We start from the raw sequence: 22633 nt of genomic DNA, 5'->3' as shown, positions 1-22633 counted from the left end.
CCGGCATATCATAACAACTATGGAAGGATTGTATGTTTAAGAGAGAGAATCTGAGGCTGAGCACGATTGCAGTGCTGGTAGCCAATGCCTGTATCAGTTTCCAGGCACAGGCAGCAGATGCAACACCTATCACCACAGACAAGGTCAACGTGGTGGGCACGACGCCGCTGCCTTCGCTCGGTCTGCCATTGGAGCAGGTGCCTGCAGGCATCCAGCTTATCACCGGCCCTCAAATGCAGAAGCAGCGCAGCGTCACGATTGCAGACTACCTGCAAAACAATGTGCCTGCGGTCAACGTCAACGATACACAGAATAATCCTTTCCAGCCGGATATCAGTTTCCGCGGCTATTCGGCCTCCCCGTTGCTCGGTACCCCCCAGGGCTTGTCCGTTTATGTGGACGGCGTGCGCGTCAACGAGCCGTTTGGCGACGTCGTGAGCTGGGACCTGATCCCGGTCAATGCGCTTGCCAATATGTCCTTGATCCCCGGATCCAATCCACTGTTTGGCTTGAATACGCTGGGCGGCGCATTGTCCCTGCAGACTAAGAGCGGCCGCGACAACCAGGGTGCTGCCCTGGAAGCCAGCGTTGGCTCTTGGGGCCGCAAGACGGGATCTGTCGAGTATGGCGGTGTTTCTCAGGACGGCTCGGTTGATTTCTTCATCACGGCCAATTCATTCCGTGAGGACGGCTGGCGCGACCATTCCCCGACCGATGTACGGCAATTGTTCGCCAAGGTGGGCTGGCAGAACGAAACCACCAAGCTGGACCTGAGCTATACCGGCGCAGACAACGACATGATCGGCAACGGACTGGTGCCGTCCGAGATGATGCGCGCGCTGGGTCGCGACACTATCCTTACGCGTCCAGACCAGACACGCAACACCCTGTCGTTTCTCAACCTGACCGGTTCGCATTGGTTCAATGACGATGTGATGCTGAGTGGCAACGTTTACTACCGCCAGTCTAGGACCCGTACCTTGAATGGGGATGGTAATGATGATTTGGAAGAGGGCGATTATCTGGCGGACTGTAGCGCTTTGACTGATCCTGAAGATGCTGAGGAGGCATGTGCAGGTGCTCTTAATCGCAGCCGTGCACGTAAGGACAGTTATGGCTTTACTACTCAGCTGAGCTTCAATCAGGATTGGTTGCAAAAGAAAAACCAATTCATCGTTGGGTTTGGTTTTGACCAGAGTAAGACACGTTTCAGCCAATCGACCGAGTTTGGAAATTTGACACCAAGTCGTGGCGTAGATGGCATTGGTTTGTTCGGTGATGAAGGTGAGGTTGAGCTGACAGGACGTACACGAACTTGGAGCTTATTTGCTACTGACACGCTATCACTCAATGACTTCTGGCACCTGACTATGTCAGCTCGGTATAACCATACCAAGGTGGAAAATCGTGACCACTTAGTTGCAAGTGGTGATGAATCACTGTCAGGCGATCATAGCTTCAACCGCATCAATCCGGCAATTGGCCTGAACTTCACGCCAACCAAGGATTGGACATTCTATGGTTCATATAACGAAGGCAGTCGTGCGCCAACAGCTATCGAGCTTGGTTGTGCCAATCCAGACGTACCTTGTAAGTTGCCTAATACCATGGCTGGCGACCCGCCTTTGAAGCAAGTAGTTGCCAAGACCTACGAAGCTGGTTTGCGTGGAAGCCTGACGGAGACGTTGCGCTGGACTGCAAGCGTATATCGCGCGCAGAACTATGACGATATCCAGTTTATTTATGCCAATGCTACTAATGGTATGGGTTATTTTGATAACGTAGGCCGTACTCGTCGTGTTGGTCTTGATACCAGTTTCATTGGCAACAATGGTGATTTCAGCTGGATGTTAGGATATAGCTACATCAAGGCAACCTACGAAAACGATATCAGCCTGGCTAACGAGGTGAATACCTCCTCAGACGGCGATAGTATCAGTGTCAGCAAAGGTAGCCGTTTGGCCGGAATTCCTGCCCATCGCCTGAAGTTCCGCGGTGAATATGCCATTACGCCGAAGTGGAGCATAGGCACCAATGTCCTGATGTTTTCCGATCAATATGCCCACGGCAATGAGAACAATAAGGACCAGGGTTCTGGTTCCAAATTGGGTGGATATACGGTTGTCAATCTGGATACCCGTTATAACCTCGGTAATGGCTGGCAATTGTTTGCCAAGGTAGTCAATATCTTTGATCGTGAATATAGTAGTGGTGCCATGTTGGGACGTTCACTTTTCTTTGCAGACGGTGCGATTAATGCTGTGGACGACGATGACCGGGAGCGTGCCAGCTTACGTGCCCCAGGTGCTCCACGCGCAGGCTGGATCGGCGTGCGCTGGGAGTTTGGTGGTCCCAAGAATGTAGTATCTTCCAACTAAGCTAAGCTGTATTAAGGAGTGACCTCGCGATGCAGGAACAGGTAGCTGGGCAGGATCAAAAGTTTCAGGTCGGACGATCTGGGCCTAGGGTACGTGTCCTGCTCGTCGAGGATGAAGTGATTTTTGCCCGAGCTGTGGCCAAGCGGCTGCAGCAGGCGGGCTATGACTGCGAGCATGCCGCCACGCTTGAGGACGGGCGTGAGCTTGTGCGGCAGATGGCGCCCGATCTGGTATTGCTGGATATGCGCCTGCCCGACGGCAACGGCCTGGATTTATTGCCAGAACTGGTCGCCAAAGGCATTTCCGTGATTTCCATGACGGCCTACGGTGAAGTGGCGGATGCAGTATATGCAATGAAGCTGGGAGCCACCGATTACCTCAAGAAGCCGGTGGATCTTGATGAGCTGCTACTGACGATAGAAAAGGCGCAAGCTGCTACCCAATTAAAACATCATCTCGATTATTCGCGGCAGCGCAACATGCATGCTACCGAAGGTGTCGAGCTCCTGGGCGACAGCCCCGCCATGACCAGCGTGAAGGCGCAAATAGAGCGCTTTGCGCAGCTGGTGGCTTTTTCCGATGCCATTCCGCCAACGGTATTGATCCAGGGGGAAACCGGCACGGGCAAGGACGTGGCCGCCCGGTTGCTGCATTTGTCATGTGCGAACAGCGACCGGCCTTTCGTGCATGTGGATTGCGCCTCCTTGCCGGCCGAGTTGATCGAGAGCGAATTATTCGGCCACGAAAAAGGCGCTTTCACGAGTGCACAAGGTTCCCGGTGCGGCCTGATTGAGGCCGCCGAGGATGGCACCCTGTTCCTGGACGAGATCGGCGAATTGCCATTGGCCCTGCAGGCCAAACTGCTTAACGTTCTAGAAAGACGCATGGTGCGCCGGCTTGGCTCGACCAAGGAGCACCCCGTGCTGGCGCGGTTCGTGGCTGCAACTAACCGCGACCTGCACCAAATGGTGCTGGAGGGCCGTTTCCGCTCCGACTTGTTCTATCGCCTCAACGTATTGACCATGAACATGCCCCCGTTGCGTGAGCGCGGGGATGACATCCTGCTATTGGCCAAGCATTTTGCTGCTCAAACCGAACGTCGCTACGGGTTGCAGCCGCGGCCATTCTCCGTGGATGCCAGCCATATGATCCGCGATTACCACTGGCCTGGAAACGTGCGCGAGCTCAAGCACCAGGTGAGCCGTGCCGTGCTGCTCAGCCGTGAAAGCCAGATCATGCTGCATGACCTGGCCTTGCCGGGGAGCATACAGGCGGAGCAGGCCATGACGATCCCGGAGCGTGGCGTCACCCTGGAATCCGCGGAAAAAGTGCTGATCGAGAACGCGCTGCGCCAATCCAACAACAATGTGTCGGAAGCCGCCCGCCAACTGGGTATCACCCGTATGGCAATGCGTTACCGCATGGAGCGTCACGGCATCAAGGTTTGACCTTTGCCGGATGCCGGCTGGTGCTTGCCTGAACGGCGGCAATGCGCTCGTGGTATCATTCCGGGCATTTCCATGCTATTCAATTCCGGAGTGTTCATGAAGATCGGTACCCCTCTCAGTCCTGTTGCCACGCGTGTCATGCTGCTTGGCAGCGGGGAATTGGGCAAGGAGGTGATCATCGCCTTGCAGAGGCTGGGGGTCGAGGTGGTTGCAGTGGATCGTTACCAGAACGCGCCCGGCCACCAGGTCGCGCATCGCGCTTATGCCATCGACATGACGGACCCCGTAGCCTTGCGCGAGTTGATCGACAAGGAAAATCCCCACCTGATCGTGCCAGAGATCGAGGCGCTGAACACCCAGTTATTGGCCGAGGTCGAGTCGGCTGGACATACCCGCGTGGTTCCCACCGTCAAGGCCGTGCAGCTCACCATGAATCGTGAAGGCATACGCCGCCTTGCTGCGGAGGAACTCAAGCTGCCGACTTCGCCTTATGCGTTTGCCGATAGCGAGCAGTCGTTGCGGACAGCGATTGAAAGCGGCATCGGTTATCCCTGTTTCATCAAACCCACCATGTCGTCATCCGGCAAGGGCCAATCCCGCATCACAGCCCCAGAGCAGATTGCCGCTGCCTGGGAATATGCCGCCACGGCCGGACGTGTCAACCAGGGCAAGGTGATTGTCGAAGGACAGATCGATTTCGACTATGAAATCACCCTGCTGACCGTGCGCGCCCTGAATGCCGGGGGCGAAGTTGAGACGAGCTTCTGCGAGCCTATCGGCCATTTGCAGGAAAAGGGCGACTATATCGAGAGTTGGCAGCCGCAGCCCATGACGGCATTGGCATTGGAGCGTGCGCAGGAGATTGCACGGGCGGTGACCGAAAGCCTGGGAGGGCTGGGCTTGTTCGGGGTCGAATTGTTCATCAAGGGCGACCAGGTATGGTTCTCCGAAGTCAGTCCGCGCCCGCACGATACCGGCATGGTGACGATGGGCAGCCAGCGCTTCAGCGAGTTCGATCTGCATGCGCGCGCTATTCTCGGCTTACCGGTCAATGTAGCCTTGAGCCGGCCCGGGGCCAGTGCCGTGATTTACGGCAGGCTGGATAGCGGGCAGCTAGTGTTCGAGGGCGTCGAGCAAGCATTGGCCGTTGCGGAATCCGATATACGCCTCTTCGGCAAGCCGGAGTCATTCGAGCGCCGCCGCATGGGCGTGGCCTTGGCGACCGCCGATGATGTGGAGGAGGCGCGTGAGCGTGCCCGCAAAGCGGCAAGGCTGGTCAAGACGCGCGATGGAAAGTAAGAGAATTTAGACATGCTGGACAAGATAGGCGAGCCAGGGAGCAGCAAGGCTACCCTGTTCGAGTTGCTGGGCGGGGCGGAGCAGATTCGCGCCATCGTCGAGCGCTTTTACGACATCATGGATACCGACCCGCGCGCTGCAGGCATTCGCGCCATGCATACCCCCGACCTTGCCTCTGCGCGCGAAAAGCTGTTCATGTTCCTGACCGGGTGGACCGGCGGGCCGCAGCTTTACATGGAGCGTTACGGGCATCCCCGGCTGCGCATGCGGCATATGCCATTCCCGATTGATGAGTCCGCCCGCAACCAATGGATGTATTGCATGGTCAAGGCCATGCACGATACCGGCGTGGACGAGGCCATCATCGAGAAAATGGGGGCTGCGCTTTATGGCGTTGCGGATTTCATGCGCAACCGGGAAGGTTAGCCCAGGATGATTTATAGGATTGTCTGAGGATAATAAAAAAGGCGCATTCAGCGCCTTTTTTATTACTTGCGGTTCAATCCGCCGAGCAGGGCGGGAATTTCCTTCTTCGACTTTTCCCGGGAATGCATGGGCTTGGGCGTCGGCGCATCTGTGGAAGGCTCATACGGCTTGAAGAACCATTCATCCTCTTTATTGCGGGCGGTTTGACGCTGGCGCGGCGCAACGTTGCCTGACTTCTGCCGTTGGGCTTCCTGGCCGCGGCGTGAAGGCTGGGGAGCAGTGGCTTGTTCCTTCGGCAATTCGCGCTTGATGAGCTTCTCGATTTCCTTGAGGAATTTCTCCTCCTCGCTGGCCACCAGAGAAATCGCGATGCCGGAAGCGCCGGCGCGGCCGGTGCGGCCGATGCGGTGTACGTAGTCTTCGGCGGCGCTGGGCAGCTCGTAATTGATAACCATGGGAAGCTGGTCGATATCGAGGCCGCGTGCGGCCACGTCGGTCGCCACCAGTGCCGTGATCTTGCCTTGCTTGAAGGCGTCCAGCGCCTGGATGCGCTCAAGCTGGCTCTTGTCGCCATGAATCGCGCCAGCGGCAATGCCTTCACGCTCCAGGTGGCGCGCCAGGCGGCTCGCGGAGAGCTTGGTCTTGGTGAAGACGATGACCTGCGTCGCCTCCTTGCGCAGCAAGTCGGCCAGCACGTGCTGCTTGTGCTCGCTTTCCACCAGCAGGATTTTTTGCGTCACGTTTTCGGATGTCGCGTTGCTGCGGGCGACTTCGATCAGCGTGGGCTTGGTCAGGAACTCTTCGGAAAGCTTCTTGATTTCAGGCGAGAAGGTCGCTGAGAACATCAGGTTCTGCCGTTTTTTCGGCAGCAGTGCGAGGATGCGCTTGAGGTCGGGCATGAAGCCCATGTCCAGCATGCGGTCGGCCTCGTCCAGCACCAGCATCTGCACCTGGCCCAGTTGCACCGTGCGCTGTTCGACATGGTCGAGCAGGCGGCCCGGGGTGGCCACCAGTATTTCCACCCCTTTCATGAGATAGGGCGTCTGGGTCTTGATATCCACTCCGCCGAAGACAACCAGTGAACGCAGCGGCGTATGCTTGGCATATGTCTTGACACTTTCCTCGACCTGGATCGCAAGTTCCCGCGTAGGGGCAAGGATCAGGGCGCGTACCGGGTGCCGCGCAGGCGAGGCGCTGCTACTGGCGAGCGGCAGCAGTTTCTGCAACAAGGGCAGGGTAAAAGCCGCCGTTTTGCCAGTGCCGGTTTGCGCGCCGGCCATCAGGTCGCTGCCTTCCAGCACGACGGGAATAGCCTGAGCCTGAATCGGAGTCGGCGTGGTGTAGCCCGACTCATCCAGTGCTTTCAGTAACTCGGGCGCCAGGTTGAGTGATGCAAAGCTGGTAGTGTCTGTATTCACGTTGTCTTCAGGTTGAGTGTTCACAAGTTAACTATACAAAGCGATTAGGCAAAGCTGCGCGGGCGGCGTGCCGGACGATCGCCATCGTGACGCTTGGCTGGTCCGCGGTTGGCGTCAGGGCGGCCACTGGCTGCCCGGTCGCCGAAGGTGCGGCCTTCCGAACGGTTGCCGTCGCGGTTGCCAAAACCTTGGCCGCGCGACTTGTAGCCGCCGCCATTGCCGCCTGGACGCTGGCCGGGGCGGCCGCTGCGCGGCTTGTCATTGCGGTCCATGCGCGGGGCGGGCCGCTTGGGCTCCAGGCCTTCGATCACGGAAATTTCCAGGCGCTGGCCGGTATATTGCTCGATCTTGCGCAACTGGTGCCTGTCCATGTGCGAGGCAAACGAGAGCGCAACGCCGGTATTGCCTGCACGGCCGGTGCGGCCGATGCGGTGGACGTAGTCTTCCGCAAACTTCGGCAAGTCGTAATTGATGACGTGCGTAATGCCGTGCACGTCGATGCCGCGGGCTGCGACGTCGGTAGCCACCAATACGCGCACATCGCCATGGCGCAGCTTGGTCAGGGTGCGGTTGCGTGCGCCCTGTGTCATGTCGCCATGCAGGGCGGCGGATTTGTGGCCGGCGGCATACAAGTCTTCCGCCAGCAGGTCGGCATGACGCTTGGTCGAGGTGAAGACGATGGCCTGGTTGACGTCAGGCGCGATCAGCAAATGCTCGAGCAATTTGTTCTTGTGCGCCATATCGTCGACGAACAGCAGTTTCTGCTCGATATTGGCGTGCTTTTCCTTTTGCGCCGCGATCTGGATGACCTTGGGATCCTTGAGCAGGGTCTTGGCGATATTGGCGATCTGGCCTTCGAACGTGGCGGAGAACATCAATGTCTGGCGTTCGCCCGGCAAGGCGGAGGAAATACGCTCGATATCCGGCATGAAGCCCATGTCCAGCATGCGGTCGGCTTCGTCCAGGATCAGCATCTGCAGGCGGGACATGTCGATACGGCCGCGTTCCATATGGTCGAGCAGGCGGCCTGGCGTTGCCACCAGGATATCAATTGGCTGCGACAGCAGCTTGTTCTGCAACGGGTACGGCATGCCGCCGACGATGCTGACAGTACGGGCGCGCAAGAACTTGCCGTATTTGCGTGCCGCATCGTTTACTTGTGCGGCCAGTTCGCGGGTCGGGGTCAATACCAGGATGCGTGGGCCGCGGCTCTTGGCGGGATGCGGTGTTGCAAGCAGGTTGAGTGCTGGCAGGGTAAATGCGGCGGTCTTGCCGGTGCCGGTCTGGGCGGAGGCCATGAGGTCATGGCCGTCCAGGACTTCAGGAATCGCCTGGGCCTGGATAGGTGTAGGGGTGTTGTAGCCAGCTTCGGTCAAGGCACGCAGGATGGCAGGATGTAGGTTCAAACTTTCAAAAGACACAAAATTCCCTTTCAAGGAAAACTGACGAGGCCTCGGAAAGGCCCCAAAAGGGCGCAAGCAGCCATCATGAACCTGCCTTGCTGGCAGTATCAGTATCAGGCGCAATGACTAAATTTTTTTAGCATTCTTACCGGCGCACGGGCATAGCCACTAACCGGTAACAAAAGCAAGAGAGCCGTAAAATTGCACAGGCTTCGAGAGGCTAGGGCGATGAATCATCAATCCGTCAGAATTGAATCAGTCCGGCAGTATATAGGTTGTCCTTAATTTGTCAAAGGTTTTAACGCGGATTTAATCAAGTCTGTGTTAAAATCGCGCACTTTTTCGCAAATAGAGTAATCACACATGTCGCGCGCCCTTCGTAATATCGCCATCATCGCCCACGTTGACCATGGCAAGACCACCATGGTGGACAAGCTCCTGCAACAGGCCGGCACATTCGCCGCCCACCAGCAGGTTTCAGAACGTGTCATGGATTCCGGTGATATCGAAAAGGAACGTGGCATCACCATTCTCGCCAAGAATACCGCCGTCAATTATGAAGGCACCCACATCAACATCGTCGATACGCCAGGGCACGCCGACTTCGGCGGCGAAGTAGAGCGCGTATTGGGCATGGTGGATGGCGTGGTGCTGCTGGTCGACTCCGTAGAAGGCCCGATGCCGCAGACGCGTTTCGTGACCAAGAAGGCGTTGGCGCTCGGCTTGCGTCCCATCGTGGTGATCAACAAGGTGGACCGTCCCGGTGCGCGTCCCGACTGGGTCATCAACCAGACTTTCGACCTGTTCGCCAACCTCGGCGCCACTGACGAGCAGCTCGACTTCCCGGTGGTCTACGCTTCCGGCCTGAACGGCTTTGCAAAGCTGGACCTGAAGCAAGAGTCCGACAATATGCGTCCCCTGTTCGAGACTATCCTCAGCCATGTGCAGCCTCCTGTGGGCGATAGCGAAGCCGGCCTGCAACTGCAGATTTCCGCATTGGATTATTCTACTTATACCGGCCGCCTGGGCGTGGGCCGTATCCGCAATGGCCGCATCAAGCCGGGCCAGGTGGTTTCCGTCATGAAGGGCGACGAGCAAGTCGCGCAGGGCCGTATCAACCAGGTGCTGGGCTTCCGCGGCCTGGAGCGCGTGCAGGTGGAAGAAGCCGAGGCCGGCGATATCGTCATCATTTCCGGTATCGAGGAAATCGGCATCGGCGTCACCGTGGCCGACCGCGACAATCCCGTCGGCCTGCCTATCCTGGCGGTGGACGAGCCTACCCTGACCATGGACTTCATGGTAAATACTTCGCCGCTGGCCGGTACCGAAGGCAAGTTCGTCACCAGCCGCCAGATTCGCGACCGCCTGAACAAGGAGCTGCTGACCAACGTGGCGCTCAAGGTGGAAGATACGGCCGATGCGGACATTTTCCGCGTTTCCGGCCGTGGTGAGCTGCACTTGACCATCTTGCTGGAAAACATGCGCCGCGAGGGGTATGAGATCGCCGTGGGCAAGCCGCGCGTGGTGTATAGGGAAATCGACGGCCAGAAGTGCGAGCCTTATGAGATCCTCACGGTAGACCTGGAAGACGACTGCCAGGGCGCGGTGATGGAAGAGCTGGGCCGCCGCCGCGGCGAGCTGCAGAACATGGAATCCGACGGCAATGGCCGTACCCGCCTGGAATACAAGATTCCAGCCCGCGGCCTGATCGGCTTCCAGAGCGAGTTCCTCACCATGACGCGCGGTACCGGCCTCATGGCGCATATTTTCGATGAATACGCCCCAGTGAAGGCCGACATGCCTGGCCGCCGCAATGGCGTGCTGATTTCCTCCGAACAGGGCGAGGCCGTGGCTTATGCGCTGTGGAAGCTGCAAGATCGCGGCCGCATGTTCTCCGTGCCTGGCGACAAGCTCTATGAAGGCATGATCATCGGCATCCATAGCCGGGACAACGACCTGGTGGTGAACCCGATCAAGGGCAAGCAGTTGACCAACGTTCGTGCTTCCGGTACCGATGAAGCCGTTCGCCTGATCCCGCCTGTGCAGCTGACCCTGGAATCCGCGGTCGAGTTTATCGATGACGACGAACTGGTGGAAATCACGCCCAAGAACATCCGTATCCGCAAGCGCTACCTGCTGGAGCACGAGCGCAAGCGTGCCGCCAAGGACTAATCGTTCTTTTATCGGAATAAACAAAACCCCGGCTTGCCGGGGTTTTTGCTTTTCCAAGCCTGGCAATGGCGTCGTGTTTAAAATTGTTTCAAATTTGTAACAGAAACTATTGCCAGGGTGATGCCCCTTCATGCAGAATGCCTATAAATATACAAAATTGTATATAACCCGCACCGTGGGGAACGGTACGGTTTTGCATCAGCGGCCGATAGAGCTGCAATGCATATAATGAACTATGGAGATGTGGTATGAAGCAAGGTGTGCAGGCGGCCAGGCAGCCTGGCCAGGGCGAGGTTCATGCGCTTTTCAATCTATACAATACTGGCCAGTTGAATGCGGCAGAGGCAAGGGCGCGCGCATTGCTCAAGCAATATCCCGGGGCGCTGGTCGTCTACAACGTGCTCGGGGTCGCGCTTGAGGGGCAGGGCAAGCTCCAGGACGCGGTGCAGTGCTACCGCAAGGCGCTGGCCATCAACCCTTCGATTTCCGAGATGCACTTCAATCTTGGATCGGTTTTGTCCCAGCTCGGGCAGGACGATGAAGCGGTCACCTCGTATCGGCGGGCTATCCAGATCAGCCCGGGTCTCGCGGTAGCGCATTTCAATCTCGGCGCCTTGTTGCAGAAAAAACACTCGCTAGACGAGGCGATCAAGCACTACCGCCAAGCCGTCGTGATCGAGCCGGGGTTTTTCGAGGCCTATGGCGCCATGGGCACCGCCTTGCAGCAGCAGGGCCATCTCGACGATGCGATTGCATGCTACCGCCAGTCGCTGGCGATTTCCGACCATGCGCAAGGACATTTCAACCTGGCGACCGCCTTGCGCGACCGCGGCGGATTGGAGCAGGCCATTTCGCATTACCGCCAGGCGATTGCCTTGCAGCCGAACTATGCCGATGCGCACAATAACCTCGGCGAGGTGTTCCGCGACCAGGGCAATATGGAAAACGCCGTGACCTGTTACCTGCATGCCCTGCGCATGAAGCCCGGCCACCAGGCGGCCTCCTTCAATATGGCGCAGTTCCTTTACGATGCCGGGCGCTTCATCGAGGCGATACCTTATTTCGAGGATTCTCAGCAGGAAGACTGGCAGGAGAGAATCCTCTATTGCCTCTACAAGTCGGAGCAGTACGAGATATTCCGCCGCCGCTTGCTGCCCATGCTGGCGGCCAAGGAGCATGTCTCGCCCTTCCTCGCGACCTTGTCCACGCATTACGCGACCAACTTCCATGCCGAGGATGCCTACCGTTTCTGCAAGCAGCCCATGGATTTCGTCTTTCACCGCGGCATCAAGCCATTGGCAGAGCCGGGCAGCGCTTTGCTGTTGCAATTGCTCGAAGACGTCCAGTTCACGGAAATCGCCGAGCGCAAGCAAGGCCGCCTGCACCATGGCATGCAGTCTGCCGGCAACCTGTTCAAGCGCAAGGAGGATTCATTCTGCGAGCTTGCGGACTTGATCCGTGCCGAGGTATTGGCCTATGCACAGGCATTCCAGGGCTGGGACTGCGACCTGATGCGGCACTTTCCAGAACAGATTGAGTTTGCCAGCTCCTGGTACGTGCGCATGCGCCAGGGCGGGCACTTGACTTCCCATATCCACGAGATCGGCTGGCTGAGCGGCTGCGTCTACCTGACCCTGCCGCGGCAGGTGGAAGGGCGCGATGACGGCTGTATCGAGTTCAGCACCCATGGCGACGACTATCCCAAGCTGCATGACGATTTTCCTGTGAAGGCCATCAGGCCTTCGGTGGGTGATATTGTGCTGTTCCCATCCTCGCTGTTCCATCGCACCGTCCCGTTCCACTCCGATGAGGAGCGTATCTGCATTGCGTTCGACATCAAGCCGTCGGCGCGGTTTTCCCAAGGTGCACTGAGCTTCAACAGCATGAAGGTCATGGCATTGGCGGCGTTCAACCTGCTTGTTGCCGAGATTGTGGAACTATCGGCCTGGTCATTGAGAGTATTTGTCTAGGGTTAACAGACCTTAGACCGTTTGCTGGCCGTCCCGGATTTCTCCTTGCTTTCCCTGATCTGGTCCGGGCGGCCATTTTTTTACGCCGGCTTTTCCTTTGCTCCGGGTGCTTGACATGGCAGCGCCATCCGTCTGCAAACTAAAACGGCAGCAGACGCTGGCGAGGGATGCGTTATAATTTCATCCCTATGACAGATATATTGCTTCTCCTTGCTGCATTCGCCTCCCTATTGCTTCTGCTCTGGCTCGCCTACCGCCAAACACGGAGCGGCGACGCCAGCCGGTTGCTGTTGCAGCAACTGGAGGAAAAGCACCGCGAGATGCTGCGCGATCTCAATGACGGCCTCAACAAGCTGGGCGACCGCCTGAGTCAATCCTCAACCGAACAGGCCGAACGCCTGCGCGCTGCGGTGGCGCAAGAGCTGCAACAGACGCGCGATGCCATGAAGGCGCTGGAGTTGAGCCAAATAGCCAACCTGGCGCAAACGCGCGAAACCATGCTGGAGCGCTTGCATGTCACGCTAGCCGAGCAAGGCAAGGCCGAACAGGCCTTGATCCAGGACACCATGCTCAAGGCTACGACGCAGCTCACTGGCAGTATAGGGGCCTTGACCAAGACGGTGGACGGCAGGCTGGAGCAGATTGGCGGTAAGGTGTCCGAACGCCTCGACGAGGGGTTCAAGAAGACCAACGATACCTTTGTGCGCGTCATGGAGCGCCTGGCCACCATCGACGAGGCGCAGAAAAAGATCGACGGCTTGACTACCAATGTGGTGAGCCTGCAGGAGTTGCTGGGGGACAAACGTTCGCGCGGGGCTTTCGGCGAAGTGCAGCTCGAAGCCCTGGTGCGCAATGTGTTGCCCGTAACTTCTTATGCCATGCAGCATGTGCTCAGCAACGGCACGCGTGTGGATTGCGCCTTGTTCCTGCCCGAGCCTACCGGCACCGTGGCGGTGGATTCCAAGTTCCCGCTGGAAAACTATCACCGCATGCTGGATCGCGATATTGCCGATGCGGAACGCATTACTGCGCAACGCCAGTTCAAAACCGATGTCAAAAAACATGTCGATGATATTGCCGGCAAGTACATCATCCCCAACGTCACTTCGGACGGCGCGGTGATGTTCGTCCCGGCAGAGGCGGTGTTTGCCGAGATTCACGCCTATCATCCCGACCTTGTCGATTACGCGATGAGCCGCAGGGTATGGGTCGTGTCTCCCACCACGTTGATGGCGGTGCTCAATACCGCGCGTGCCGTGCTCAAGGACGTGGAGACGCGCAAGCAGGTGCATATCATCAAGGACGAACTGGGCAAGCTTTCCAAGGAGTTCTCGCGCTTCGACGTGCGCATGAAGAAGCTTGCCGATCATATCCGCCAGGCGCACGAGGACGTGCAGGACGTACACACCACCAGCCAGAAGATATCGCGCCGCTTTGCGCAGATCGAGCGCGTGGAGCTGGAAGGCGAGCCGCAGGCCGGCCTGGCATTGCCCGACAACGATTTAGAGGAGTAAGCGATATGAGCGACGAACAAGGCCTGATCATGCTGATCCAGCAATATGCCAGCAAATTCGGCATCACCTTCAGCTCGAGCCTGATGGACAATGAAGAACACAAGCAAAAACTATTGATGCTGATGATGGACGCCATCAATGGCAAGCGCGGCCCGGTGACCGACCAGGACGTGACCGGCGCATGATCCAACTGCTGTATTTCGCCAGGTTGCGCGAGGCGCTGGGTAGCGATGGCGAACGCCTGGACTGGCCCGAGCCTGATACTGTCTCCGCATTGAAGCACAAGCTGGCCGCACGCGGCGGAGCCTGGCTGGAGCAGTTTGCCGGCAACGCCAGCCTGCGTGCAGCCGTCAACCAGGAGCTGGCGCCGGAATCGGCGCTGGTAAAGCCGGGCGACGAGGTGGCGTTCTTCCCGCCCGTCACGGGAGGCTGAATGACGGCACGCGTACAGGAGCAGGATTTTGACGTAGGCGAAGAAGTCAGTCGCCTGCGTCTGCAATATCCCCAGGCGGGTGCTGTTGTGTCGTTCACCGGTCAGGTGCGCGACCTGAATGACGGCAAATCGGTTGCCAGTCTGACGCTGGAGCATTATCCGGGCATGACCGAGAAATCGCTGGCCGCCATTACCGAGCAGGCAAGACAGCGCTGGCCGATTTTCGATGCGGTCGTGATCCACCGTATCGGGACGTTGCAGCCGCAGGCGCAGATCGTGCTGGTCGTCGTGGCAAGCGCGCATCGCGGCGATGCCTTTGCTGCCTGCGAATTCATCATGGACTATCTCAAGACCGAAGCGCCTTTCTGGAAGAAGGAAGCGACACCGGAAGGTGAAAAATGGCTGGATTCCCGCGAAAGCGACCAGGCCGCGCGTGCGCGCTGGCAATAGCGCATTCCTGCAACTCAACCCTGACCACATGCCCATCTGATGCTAAGCAAGCTGACACCGCAACAACTCAATATATCCATCCATCCAGCCAGCCTGGGATTCGACACTACCGCAGAACTGTTGCCGCATGACCGTCCCGCGCCGCAATGGATAGGCCAGGAGCGTGCATTTGCGGCGGCCAGTTTGGGTTTGCGCATGCAGCACCCCGGCTACCACATGCTGGTAATCGGCGAGCCCGGATCCGGCCGTACCTCGTTGGTGAAGAGCATGATGGAGCAGGCGCTGGCGCAGCAGCCGGCGCCGCCGGACTTGGTATACCTGTTCAACTTGCAGTTACCGGAAAAGCCGGTTCTGCTGCACCTGAAGGCAGGCAAGGGGAGTGAGCTGCGGCATTTGCTCGACCAGTTTACGCGCAGGCAGTTGCGGACTATTCCAGCCTTGCTGCAGTCAAGGATTCCGGGCGAGTCCCGGCATGGCACGGCAGACGCGAACCCCGAGATCAACCTAAAGTTATCCCTGGAACAGGAACTGGCGAAGATTCGCCAGCAAATACTGCCGGGCCTGCTCGAACCTGAATTGTTCGACCGCTGGTCAGCGCAGCTTGTGCAGGAGGTGCTCGATAATGTCGAGCTGTTCGCCTTGACGGCCAATAACGAGGCCGACGACGTGCAGGAGGCCTTTCTCGGGCGGTTTCGCGCCAACCTCCTGCTCAGCAACGACGGCCTTGCCGGAAGCCCCGTCATCTATGACGACGACCCTAGCCATGCTTCGCTGTTTGGAGGAGTGGAGGCCTCGGCTGACCACCACTTGGCGGATTTCATGCGCCTCAAGGCCGGCAACTTGTTGCGTGCCAACGGCGGCGTGCTGATCCTGCACCTGGAGGATATCCTCGGCGACCAGCAGGCGGGAGCGAGCCCATTGCTGGAAAAGCTGGGCCGCGTATTGCGCAACCGCAAGCTGCAGATCGAGGATGCCGGCAGTGCCTCGGGCAATGCCGCATTGAATGCGCTGACGCCCGATCCTCTGCCGCTAGATTTCAAGCTGATCCTGGTGGCGAGCCGCGACGATTATTACCACTTGCACGAGCAGCATGAACCCTTCCTGGAGCATTTCCGTATCAAGGTCGAGTTTGCGGACAGCGCAAAAGCCACGCCCGATGTGTATCGTCAGGTAGCTGGCTATATTGCGCGTTATTCCGCTGAGAACGGCTTGCCGCATTTCACCGCCGCCGCGGTGGCGCGCTTGCTCCAGGTATTGCACGAGTGGGAGGAAGACCAGTCCCGCGTCAGCCTGGCGCTTGGGCATTTGCTACCCTTGCTGCATGAGGCTGCGGCCTTAACATCGCCGGGCAGTGCAGTCGATGCGGCCGAGGTCGAGCAGGCGCTGTGGGCAACGCGTCAACGCCACGATTACGCCGAGGAGCAGATCCGGGATTCCATCCTCGACGGCGAGCTGAAGATAGCGGTAACAGGGCGCCAGGTAGGGCGCATCAACGGCCTGACCCATATCGACATGGGGGATGCCGCGTTCGGGTCTCCGGTGCAGATTTCCGCACGCTGCCATCCCGGCCGGCACGGCATCATCAATATCGACCGCGAGGTCAAGCTGACGGGGCCGCAGCATGACAAAGGCATGTTCATCCTGCAGCACTGGCTGGCCGCCATGTTTGTGCAGCAGGCTCCTTTGTCGCTCAACGCTTCGCTGGTGTTCGAGCAGGAGTATCACGGCGTGGAGGGCGACTCCGCTTCCTGCGCCGAGCTGTATGCCTTGCTTTCCAGCCTTTCTGGCCTGCCGCTGGCGCAAGGCGTCGCAGTGACGGGGGCATTGAACCAGCACGGCGATGTGCTGCCGATAGGCGGGATCAACGAGAAAATAGAAGGACATTTCCGCCTGTGCGAGAAGCTGGGGCTAGACGGCCAGCAAGGCGTATTGCTGCCAGCGAGCAACCTGCGCCACGTGCTGCTGCATCAGGATGTCATCCGTGCAATGGCGGAGGGCAGGTTCCAGCTATATGCCATGGAGCACGTGCTGGACGGGATAGAACTGTTGACCGGGTTGACTGCAGGCAGTGCGGATGCAGCCGGCATTTATCCGGCCGATACTGTGCTTGGCCATGTGCAGCGCAGCTTGCAGGCTTACCAGGATATCTACCAACGCAATCACCACCCTACAGGCCAATAGCATGAGTGAACAGGACAACAAGTGCCGCCTGGACAAATGGCTATGGGCCGCAAGATTTTTCAAGACCCGCAGCCTGGCGACGGATGCGGTCGATACCGGCAAGGTGCATGTGGACGGAGACCGCGTTAAGCCGGCAAAGGAAGTCCGCTTGGGGCAAGTGATTCACATCCGCCGCAAGGAGCTGGAAATGGAAGTGATCGTGCGAGGCCTCAGCACGCAGCGCCGCGGCGCACCGGAAGCGGCGCTATTGTATGAAGAGACGCCTGAGAGCATCGCGAAACGCGAGAACCTTGCCGTGACCCTAGAGCAAGAACATGCACAGCGCGAACGCGGCATGGGGCGCCCCACCAAGCGCCAGCGCCGCGATATCAAGAAGTTTACCGGTATCGATTGGTGACCAAGTACTGCAGGCTTATGCGTTGCAATATCTGATGATATTAATGAAAAAGCCCTCTGAAGAGGGCTTTTTTAATTTGGATTAATGCTATTTGTCTAACTCAAGAACAGCTTAACAATAGCAATGGCAGCACCAAAGATACCAGCCACTGCAATGAATGGATACCATTTTGCCTCGGCATTGATCTTACTGGTTTCAGCGATCAGTTTGGCAATCTCTGCGTCGATTTTCCTTAAATCGTGTTCTTGTGTGCTCATGTGCTAGACTCCTTTCGCTCGTATCTTACGCTTTTTATCTTGAGTGTCAAAATTCCACATCTCAATATTGGAATAAGATCGCGGCTTGTTACTTCTTTTGGGCAGCTTGATATATTGCTGGTTTTAATCGAACAATCCAAGTTGCTCAGGTTTTCCAGGTGGCCGAAACAGCCCAGTATTCATCTCCAGCCTGCGCTGGTTGAGCCCTAGTTTCTTGGTCGTCAGCTTGAAGCGTTGGCGGATCATGTCAGCGAATATTCCCTTGCCTCTCATGCGCTCATGGAATTCGGACTGGTTGTTTTGCCCGTCCCGGCTTTGGCGGATGATGCTCATCACATGGCCGGCCTTGAGCGGATAGTGGTGTTGCAGCCATTCCTCGAACAGCGGCGCAACCTCCAGGGGCAGCCGCAACAGTACGTAGCCCGCACTGGCGGCCCCCGCATCGTGAGCGGCAGCCAGTATCTCTTCCATTTCCGGGTCAGTCAGCACCGGGATAACCGGCGCCGTCATCACGCCAACCGGAATCCCCGCCGCATGCAATCGCCTGATCGTCTCCAGGCGGCGCTGCGGCGCTGCTGCCCGGGGTTCCAGCGTGCGGCTGATCTGGTTGCTCAAGGTGGTGACTGAAATGAACACCTGGGCCAGCCCCTCATGGGCCATCTCGGACAGAATGTCGATATCGCGCTCCACCATGGCGGCCTTGGTGACGATGCTGACGGGATGCTTGAACTCTGCCAATACCTGCAGGATTTGCCGCGTGAGCTGTTGCTGCCTCTCCAGCGGCTGGTAAGGGTCGGTGTTGGTTCCCATCGCCATGGGCGCGCAGCGGTAATTCTTCTTGCTCAACTCCTTGCGCAGCAGGCTTGCAGCATCCGGCTTGACCAGGATGCGGCTTTCGAAATCCAGCCCTGCCGAAAGGCCCAGGTAGGTATGGGTAGGGCGGGCAAAGCAATAGATGCATCCGTGCTCGCAGCCTCGGTAGGGATTGATTGAGCGGTCGAAAGGCACGTCTGGCGAGGTGTTCCAGTTGATGATGGTGCGGGAATTGTCGATCAGTATTTCAGTGGGCAACGGATCAAGGGCTTGCTCCAGGTTGTTCCAGCCATCGTCGATATCCGCATGCTGCAGGTGATCGAAGCGGCCGCTATGGTTGCTGAGCGCACCGCGCCCCTTGAACGCCAAGGGGCGCAGCACGGCATGAGGATGCAATGGCTTACCAGGGGATTTCTTGTCCGTCATATGCATAAAACTTGCCTGCGTCCACAAGCGTGGCGTTGTCTATCACCTGGCGCAGGCCGCTGATGCTCTGCTTGGTGTTGATCAATGCATTGGGACCGCCCATATCGGTGAGCACCCATCCAGGGTGCAGCACCAGCGTGGTAATGCCTTCCTTTGCCAGTTCGATCGCCAAGCTTTTGGTGATCATGTTGAGCGCAGTCTTGCTTGAGCGGTAGATATAACTGCCGCCGCTGGTGTTGTCCGCAATGCTGCCCATCTTGCTGGTCATGTTGACGAGCTTCTTGACCTGTCCTTGCTGCAAGTGAGGCGTAAAGGCCTGCGCCACTTTGAATGGCGCCAGGCTATTGATGCGGAACGCCTCGATCCACGCTTCATAATCCGCATCCCCAAAAATCTGATTGGGACTGTCAGGGTAAATCCCGGCATTATTGATCAATACGTCAATTGGCTGGCCTGACAACGAGGCGGCCAGTTCGTCCACCTGGTGGAAATTGCCCACGTCCAGCTTATGTACGCTGACCGAACTCTTGAAACGGGATGCAAGCTGCAGCAGCTCCTCGGCCGATTCAGGGCTACGACAGCATGCCAGTACATGCCAGCCGGCTTCGGCATATTGTTGGGTGAATTCAAGGCCGAGGCCGCGATTGGCACCGGTAATAAGGACAGTTGCCATGCTTCATGCTCCATAGTGACTAGTGCTGACAGGATACCATTCGGGGGTGAATTTTTCAGGGTTGTGGCGATGGCAAAGTTTTTGTAAACTGCGTTCATCATTTGAACGCAGTGTGATCAACCTATATAGTCATGCTCACTGACGAATACCGCTACAAAATACTCAAGCTGTTGCAGGAGAAGCCTGAGATCAGCCAGCGCGAGCTAGCGAAGGCTTTGGGTATCAGCCTGGGAAAGACAAATTTCTGCCTCAAGGCCTTGGCTGAGGTCGGATTGCTCAAGGTTTCCAATTTCCGCAACAGCAAAAACAAGCTGGCTTATATGTATGTGCTGACGCCAAAAGGAATAGAGGAGAAGGCTGGTATCACCATGCGCTTCCTGAAATACAAGATGCAGGAATATACAAACTTGCAGGCGGAAATTGAAGAGCTGCGCCGGGCAGCAGGCGAATTTGTAGATGAGGAGGCCAAATGAGCGAGCGTTATGCCGTGATTCTTTGCGGCGGTTCTGGGACGCGGCTATGGCCGTTGTCACGTACATTGCGGCCCAAGCAGCTTCTTGCCTTGAACGGCAAGGAAACCTTGCTGCAGCAAACCGCACTGCGTCTTTCCCGTCATGTACCGCCCAGTAACCTGATTACCGTCACTCACGAGGATCACAAGTTCGAGGTCAAAGGGCAGCTTGCCGATGTTCTGCCGGAGGCAATAAACGGCGTCATGGCAGAGCCTTGCGCCCGGAATACGTTGCCTGCCATTGCTTGGGCTGCCAGCCGAATTCATCTTCAATCTCCGGATGCTATCGTCGGGGTCTTTCCTTCCGATCATTCCATTGATAACGAAGAGGCTTTTTATCAGGCTTGGACAGCCGCAGAAGAGGGAGCGGCCCAGGGATACCTCGCCTTGCTTGGCATATCGCCTACCGAACCAGCAACTGGTTATGGATATATACAACCCGCCGATGTGACCATTGGGCACACTTCCACACATGCAATACATGCGGTCGCCCGTTTTGTGGAGAAGCCCGACCGGACCAATGCGGATACTTTTCTGAAGCAAGGGTATTTGTGGAATAGCGGTATGTTCGTTTTCCGTGCCGATACCTTTATGGAGCTGCTGGCCGAACATCAGCCTGAGCTTTCCGCCATCATAAACAAACTCGATAGCGGCAATTTGGCAGAGGAATATGCAAAATTACCCAATGTTTCCATTGATTACGGCTTGGCGGAAAAAGTGAGCCGTGTCGCTGTCGTGCCGGCTGATATGGGCTGGAGCGACCTAGGTAGCTGGGATTCGATCTACCAGCGCAATGACAAGAATGCAGATGACAACGTTTGCGAGGGCGATGTCATTGCCCTGGATACCCAAGACAGCCTGTTGTGGAATACACATGGGTTATTGGCGACACTGGGAGTCAGCAACCTTGCCGTTATCCAGACTGCGGATGCTACCTTGATTTGTGATCGCGGACGGACCGAGGATATCAAACAATTGGTAGCGTTGGTGCAGAAGCAAAAACCTGAGCTTACCGAACTTCATCGGACAGTCCAGCGTCCCTGGGGAGCATATACCGTATTGGAGGAAGGCATTAATTTCAAGATCAAACGTATCTCAGTCAACCCCGGCGCCAGCCTTTCAATGCAGATGCATCACCACCGTTCTGAACATTGGGTGGTGGTTTCCGGAGTTGCCCGCATTACTAATGGCGACCAGGAAATTACGTTAAAAGAAAATGAATCCACATATATCCCCAAAACCCATCGGCATCGATTGTCGAACCCGGGAGAGTTGCCATTGCATATGATCGAAGTGCAATGCGGTGAGTATGTGGGAGAGGACGATATCGTTCGCTTTGAGGATACTTATGGAAGGTGCGAAAAACAATGAGTAAGGTTGCTTTGATTACAGGTGTTACCGGGCAGGATGGTGCATACCTATCTGAGTATTTGTTGAATAAAGGTTATATAGTTCATGGCATCAAGCGTCGTGCATCGTTATTTAACACCGACCGCATCGACCATCTGTATCAAGATCCACATGTAGACAATAAAAATTTCATTTTGCACTATGGCGACTTGACCGATTCCACCAATCTCATCCGCATTATCCAGCAAGTTCAGCCAGACGAAATCTATAACCTTGCTGCCATGAGCCATGTCGCGGTCAGCTTCGAAACACCGGAATATACCGCCAATGCCGACGGTATTGGCACCCTCCGTATCCTCGAAGCTATCCGCATCCTCGGCCTGGAGAAAAAGACCCGCTTTTACCAAGCTTCTACCTCCGAGTTGTATGGGCTAGTGCAAGAGGTCCCCCAAAAAGAAACCACCCCATTCTATCCGCGCAGCCCTTATGCTGTGGCTAAGCTTTACGGTTACTGGATTACCGTCAACTACCGTGAGGCCTATGGCATCTATGCATGCAACGGCATTCTCTTCAACCACGAAAGCCCATTGCGCGGCGAAACCTTCGTTACCCGCAAGATCACGCGTGCATTAGCGCGAATCAAACTCGGCCTGCAAGACAGCCTTTACCTCGGTAACTTAGACGCCTTGCGCGACTGGGGCCATGCCAAGGACTACGTCGAAATGCAATGGCTGATGTTGCAGCAGGAGCAGCCCGAAGATTTCGTGATCGCCACCGGTGTGCAATACAGTGTAAGGGACTTTGTGAATGCTGCTGCCAGAGAACTGGATATCCAGATTACCTGGAAAGGTGAGGGTGTCGAGGAAAAAGGCTATGACCCCAATGGAAAAGCCATTGTCCAGGTTGACCCGCGCTATTTCCGTCCTACCGAAGTTGAAACACTCCTGGGTGACCCGACCAAAGCCAAAAAAAAACTCGGCTGGACTCCCAGGACCAGCTTCCAGGAACTTGTATCCGAAATGGTGCAAGAAGATCTCAAGAGTGCCCAGCGTGACGAACTCGTCAAGAAGCACGGCTTCGCAGCCTACGACTACAACGAATAACAGAGCAGAGC

General features: G+C 57.1%; 20 protein-coding genes. 15 read left to right on the top strand and 5 right to left on the bottom strand.

Features of this window, described 5'->3' with window-relative positions; all coding sequences use genetic code 11:
- The first annotated feature begins 32 nt into the window (after window positions 1-32).
- From ACW4YW_RS01780 to ACW4YW_RS01765, 4 genes are all read left to right on the top strand, one after another.
- A complete protein-coding gene (locus ACW4YW_RS01780; RefSeq protein ID WP_457135982.1) occupies window positions 33-2378 on the top strand; it encodes a TonB-dependent receptor in 2346 nt (781 codons plus the stop codon).
- A gap of 29 nt (window positions 2379-2407) precedes the next feature.
- Window positions 2408-3826 carry a sigma-54-dependent transcriptional regulator gene (locus ACW4YW_RS01775; RefSeq protein ID WP_457135981.1) on the top strand — a complete coding sequence of 473 codons (1419 nt, stop codon included), beginning with the start codon at window positions 2408-2410 and terminating at the stop codon, window positions 3824-3826.
- Window positions 3827-3922: 96 nt separating this feature from the next.
- Window positions 3923-5125 carry a formate-dependent phosphoribosylglycinamide formyltransferase gene (gene purT / locus ACW4YW_RS01770; protein WP_457135980.1) on the top strand — a complete coding sequence of 401 codons (1203 nt, stop codon included), beginning with the start codon at window positions 3923-3925 and terminating at the stop codon, window positions 5123-5125.
- Window positions 5126-5137: 12 nt separating this feature from the next.
- On the top strand, window positions 5138-5551 hold the full coding sequence (locus tag ACW4YW_RS01765) for a group II truncated hemoglobin (protein WP_457135979.1): 414 nt from the start codon (window positions 5138-5140) through the stop codon (window positions 5549-5551).
- Between the two features lie 62 nt (window positions 5552-5613).
- On the opposite strand, the gene ACW4YW_RS01760 is transcribed toward ACW4YW_RS01765, so the two are convergent.
- Both ACW4YW_RS01760 and ACW4YW_RS01755 read right to left on the bottom strand, forming a co-directional pair.
- Window positions 5614-6969: a DEAD/DEAH box helicase gene (locus ACW4YW_RS01760; protein ID WP_457135978.1), complete on the bottom strand. Its 1356-nt coding sequence runs from the start codon at window positions 6967-6969 to the stop codon at window positions 5614-5616.
- A 44-nt stretch (window positions 6970-7013) separates the two neighbouring features.
- Entirely contained in the window at window positions 7014-8390 is a 1377-nt protein-coding gene (locus tag ACW4YW_RS01755; protein ID WP_457135977.1) for a DEAD/DEAH box helicase, read from the bottom strand.
- 345 nt (window positions 8391-8735) lie between these two features.
- Between ACW4YW_RS01755 and typA the strand changes: the two genes are divergently transcribed.
- From typA to ACW4YW_RS01715, 8 genes are all read left to right on the top strand, one after another.
- Window positions 8736-10544: a translational GTPase TypA gene (gene typA, locus ACW4YW_RS01750; protein ID WP_457135976.1), complete on the top strand. Its 1809-nt coding sequence runs from the start codon at window positions 8736-8738 to the stop codon at window positions 10542-10544.
- A 248-nt stretch (window positions 10545-10792) separates the two neighbouring features.
- The gene (locus ACW4YW_RS01745) at window positions 10793-12514 is read left to right on the top strand and encodes a tetratricopeptide repeat protein (RefSeq protein WP_457135975.1); all 1722 of its coding nucleotides are present in this window, start codon (window positions 10793-10795) and stop codon (window positions 12512-12514) included.
- 188 nt (window positions 12515-12702) lie between these two features.
- The gene (locus ACW4YW_RS01740) at window positions 12703-14028 is read left to right on the top strand and encodes a DNA recombination protein RmuC (RefSeq protein ID WP_457135974.1); all 1326 of its coding nucleotides are present in this window, start codon (window positions 12703-12705) and stop codon (window positions 14026-14028) included.
- Between the two features lie 5 nt (window positions 14029-14033).
- Window positions 14034-14213 (top strand): hypothetical protein, encoded by a 180-nt coding sequence (locus tag ACW4YW_RS01735; RefSeq protein WP_230347029.1) that lies wholly within the window; start codon window positions 14034-14036, stop codon window positions 14211-14213.
- Window positions 14210-14461, top strand: a complete 252-nt coding sequence (moaD, locus tag ACW4YW_RS01730) for a molybdopterin converting factor subunit 1 (protein ID WP_457135973.1) — start codon at window positions 14210-14212, stop codon at window positions 14459-14461. Before ACW4YW_RS01735 ends, moaD begins: the two co-directional genes overlap by 4 nt.
- Window positions 14462-14911, top strand: a complete 450-nt coding sequence (gene moaE, locus ACW4YW_RS01725; protein WP_457135972.1) for a molybdopterin synthase catalytic subunit MoaE — start codon at window positions 14462-14464, stop codon at window positions 14909-14911.
- Between the two features lie 39 nt (window positions 14912-14950).
- Window positions 14951-17092 (top strand): Lon protease family protein, encoded by a 2142-nt coding sequence (locus ACW4YW_RS01720; RefSeq protein WP_457135971.1) that lies wholly within the window; start codon window positions 14951-14953, stop codon window positions 17090-17092.
- 1 nt (window position 17093) lies between these two features.
- Window positions 17094-17489 (top strand): RNA-binding S4 domain-containing protein, encoded by a 396-nt coding sequence (locus ACW4YW_RS01715; RefSeq protein WP_457135970.1) that lies wholly within the window; start codon window positions 17094-17096, stop codon window positions 17487-17489.
- Between the two features lie 95 nt (window positions 17490-17584).
- On the opposite strand, the gene ACW4YW_RS01710 is transcribed toward ACW4YW_RS01715, so the two are convergent.
- The 3 genes from ACW4YW_RS01710 to ACW4YW_RS01700 form a co-directional block, all read right to left on the bottom strand.
- Complete coding sequence (locus ACW4YW_RS01710) at window positions 17585-17746, bottom strand: hypothetical protein (protein WP_407996461.1); 162 nt, start codon at window positions 17744-17746, stop codon at window positions 17585-17587.
- Between the two features lie 123 nt (window positions 17747-17869).
- Window positions 17870-18991, bottom strand: coding sequence for a PA0069 family radical SAM protein (locus ACW4YW_RS01705; RefSeq protein ID WP_457135969.1), 1122 nt, complete (start codon window positions 18989-18991; stop codon window positions 17870-17872).
- The gene (locus ACW4YW_RS01700) at window positions 18960-19658 is read right to left on the bottom strand and encodes an SDR family oxidoreductase (RefSeq protein ID WP_457135968.1); all 699 of its coding nucleotides are present in this window, start codon (window positions 19656-19658) and stop codon (window positions 18960-18962) included. Before ACW4YW_RS01700 ends, ACW4YW_RS01705 begins: the two co-directional genes overlap by 32 nt.
- A 131-nt stretch (window positions 19659-19789) precedes the next feature.
- Here ACW4YW_RS01700 and ACW4YW_RS01695 point away from each other — a divergent pair, with 131 nt between their 5' ends.
- Genes ACW4YW_RS01695 through gmd form a run of 3 tightly spaced genes read left to right on the top strand, consistent with a single transcriptional unit; the run spans window position 19790 to window position 22622 of the window.
- On the top strand, window positions 19790-20131 hold the full coding sequence (locus ACW4YW_RS01695) for a MarR family EPS-associated transcriptional regulator (protein ID WP_457135967.1): 342 nt from the start codon (window positions 19790-19792) through the stop codon (window positions 20129-20131).
- On the top strand, window positions 20128-21540 hold the full coding sequence (locus tag ACW4YW_RS01690; protein WP_457135966.1) for a mannose-1-phosphate guanylyltransferase/mannose-6-phosphate isomerase: 1413 nt from the start codon (window positions 20128-20130) through the stop codon (window positions 21538-21540). The genes ACW4YW_RS01695 and ACW4YW_RS01690 overlap by 4 nt, the downstream gene beginning before the upstream one ends.
- Entirely contained in the window at window positions 21537-22622 is a 1086-nt protein-coding gene (gene gmd, locus ACW4YW_RS01685; protein ID WP_457135965.1) for a GDP-mannose 4,6-dehydratase, read from the top strand. The genes ACW4YW_RS01690 and gmd overlap by 4 nt, the downstream gene beginning before the upstream one ends.
- Window positions 22623-22633: the final 11 nt, after the last annotated feature.

It is taken from the genome of Methylobacillus pratensis (assembly GCF_054072455.1).
This window is presented reverse-complemented; position numbering and strand designations above follow the sequence as displayed.

Bases quoted from the DNA above. Each gene is read 5' to 3' on its own strand.
- gmd (WP_457135965.1), top strand. From the start codon at position 21,537: ATGAGTAAGGTTGCTTTGATTACAGGTGTTACCGGGCAGGATGGTGCA.
- moaD (WP_457135973.1), top strand. From the start codon at position 14,210: ATGATCCAACTGCTGTATTTCGCCAGGTTGCGCGAGGCGCTGGGTAGC.
- ACW4YW_RS01715 (WP_457135970.1), top strand. From the start codon at position 17,094: ATGAGTGAACAGGACAACAAGTGCCGCCTGGACAAATGGCTATGGGCC.
- ACW4YW_RS01735 (WP_230347029.1), top strand. From the start codon at position 14,034: ATGAGCGACGAACAAGGCCTGATCATGCTGATCCAGCAATATGCCAGC.
- ACW4YW_RS01705 (WP_457135969.1), bottom strand. From the start codon at position 18,991: ATGCATATGACGGACAAGAAATCCCCTGGTAAGCCATTGCATCCTCAT.
- ACW4YW_RS01720 (WP_457135971.1), top strand. From the start codon at position 14,951: ATGCTAAGCAAGCTGACACCGCAACAACTCAATATATCCATCCATCCA.
- ACW4YW_RS01775 (WP_457135981.1), top strand. From the start codon at position 2,408: ATGCAGGAACAGGTAGCTGGGCAGGATCAAAAGTTTCAGGTCGGACGA.
- ACW4YW_RS01780 (WP_457135982.1), top strand. From the start codon at position 33: ATGTTTAAGAGAGAGAATCTGAGGCTGAGCACGATTGCAGTGCTGGTA.
- ACW4YW_RS01745 (WP_457135975.1), top strand. From the start codon at position 10,793: ATGAAGCAAGGTGTGCAGGCGGCCAGGCAGCCTGGCCAGGGCGAGGTT.
- moaE (WP_457135972.1), top strand. From the start codon at position 14,462: ATGACGGCACGCGTACAGGAGCAGGATTTTGACGTAGGCGAAGAAGTC.
- ACW4YW_RS01690 (WP_457135966.1), top strand. From the start codon at position 20,128: ATGAGCGAGCGTTATGCCGTGATTCTTTGCGGCGGTTCTGGGACGCGG.
- ACW4YW_RS01695 (WP_457135967.1), top strand. From the start codon at position 19,790: ATGCTCACTGACGAATACCGCTACAAAATACTCAAGCTGTTGCAGGAG.
- ACW4YW_RS01740 (WP_457135974.1), top strand. From the start codon at position 12,703: ATGACAGATATATTGCTTCTCCTTGCTGCATTCGCCTCCCTATTGCTT.
- ACW4YW_RS01765 (WP_457135979.1), top strand. From the start codon at position 5,138: ATGCTGGACAAGATAGGCGAGCCAGGGAGCAGCAAGGCTACCCTGTTC.
- purT (WP_457135980.1), top strand. From the start codon at position 3,923: ATGAAGATCGGTACCCCTCTCAGTCCTGTTGCCACGCGTGTCATGCTG.
- ACW4YW_RS01710 (WP_407996461.1), bottom strand. From the start codon at position 17,746: ATGAGCACACAAGAACACGATTTAAGGAAAATCGACGCAGAGATTGCC.
- typA (WP_457135976.1), top strand. From the start codon at position 8,736: ATGTCGCGCGCCCTTCGTAATATCGCCATCATCGCCCACGTTGACCAT.
- ACW4YW_RS01700 (WP_457135968.1), bottom strand. From the start codon at position 19,658: ATGGCAACTGTCCTTATTACCGGTGCCAATCGCGGCCTCGGCCTTGAA.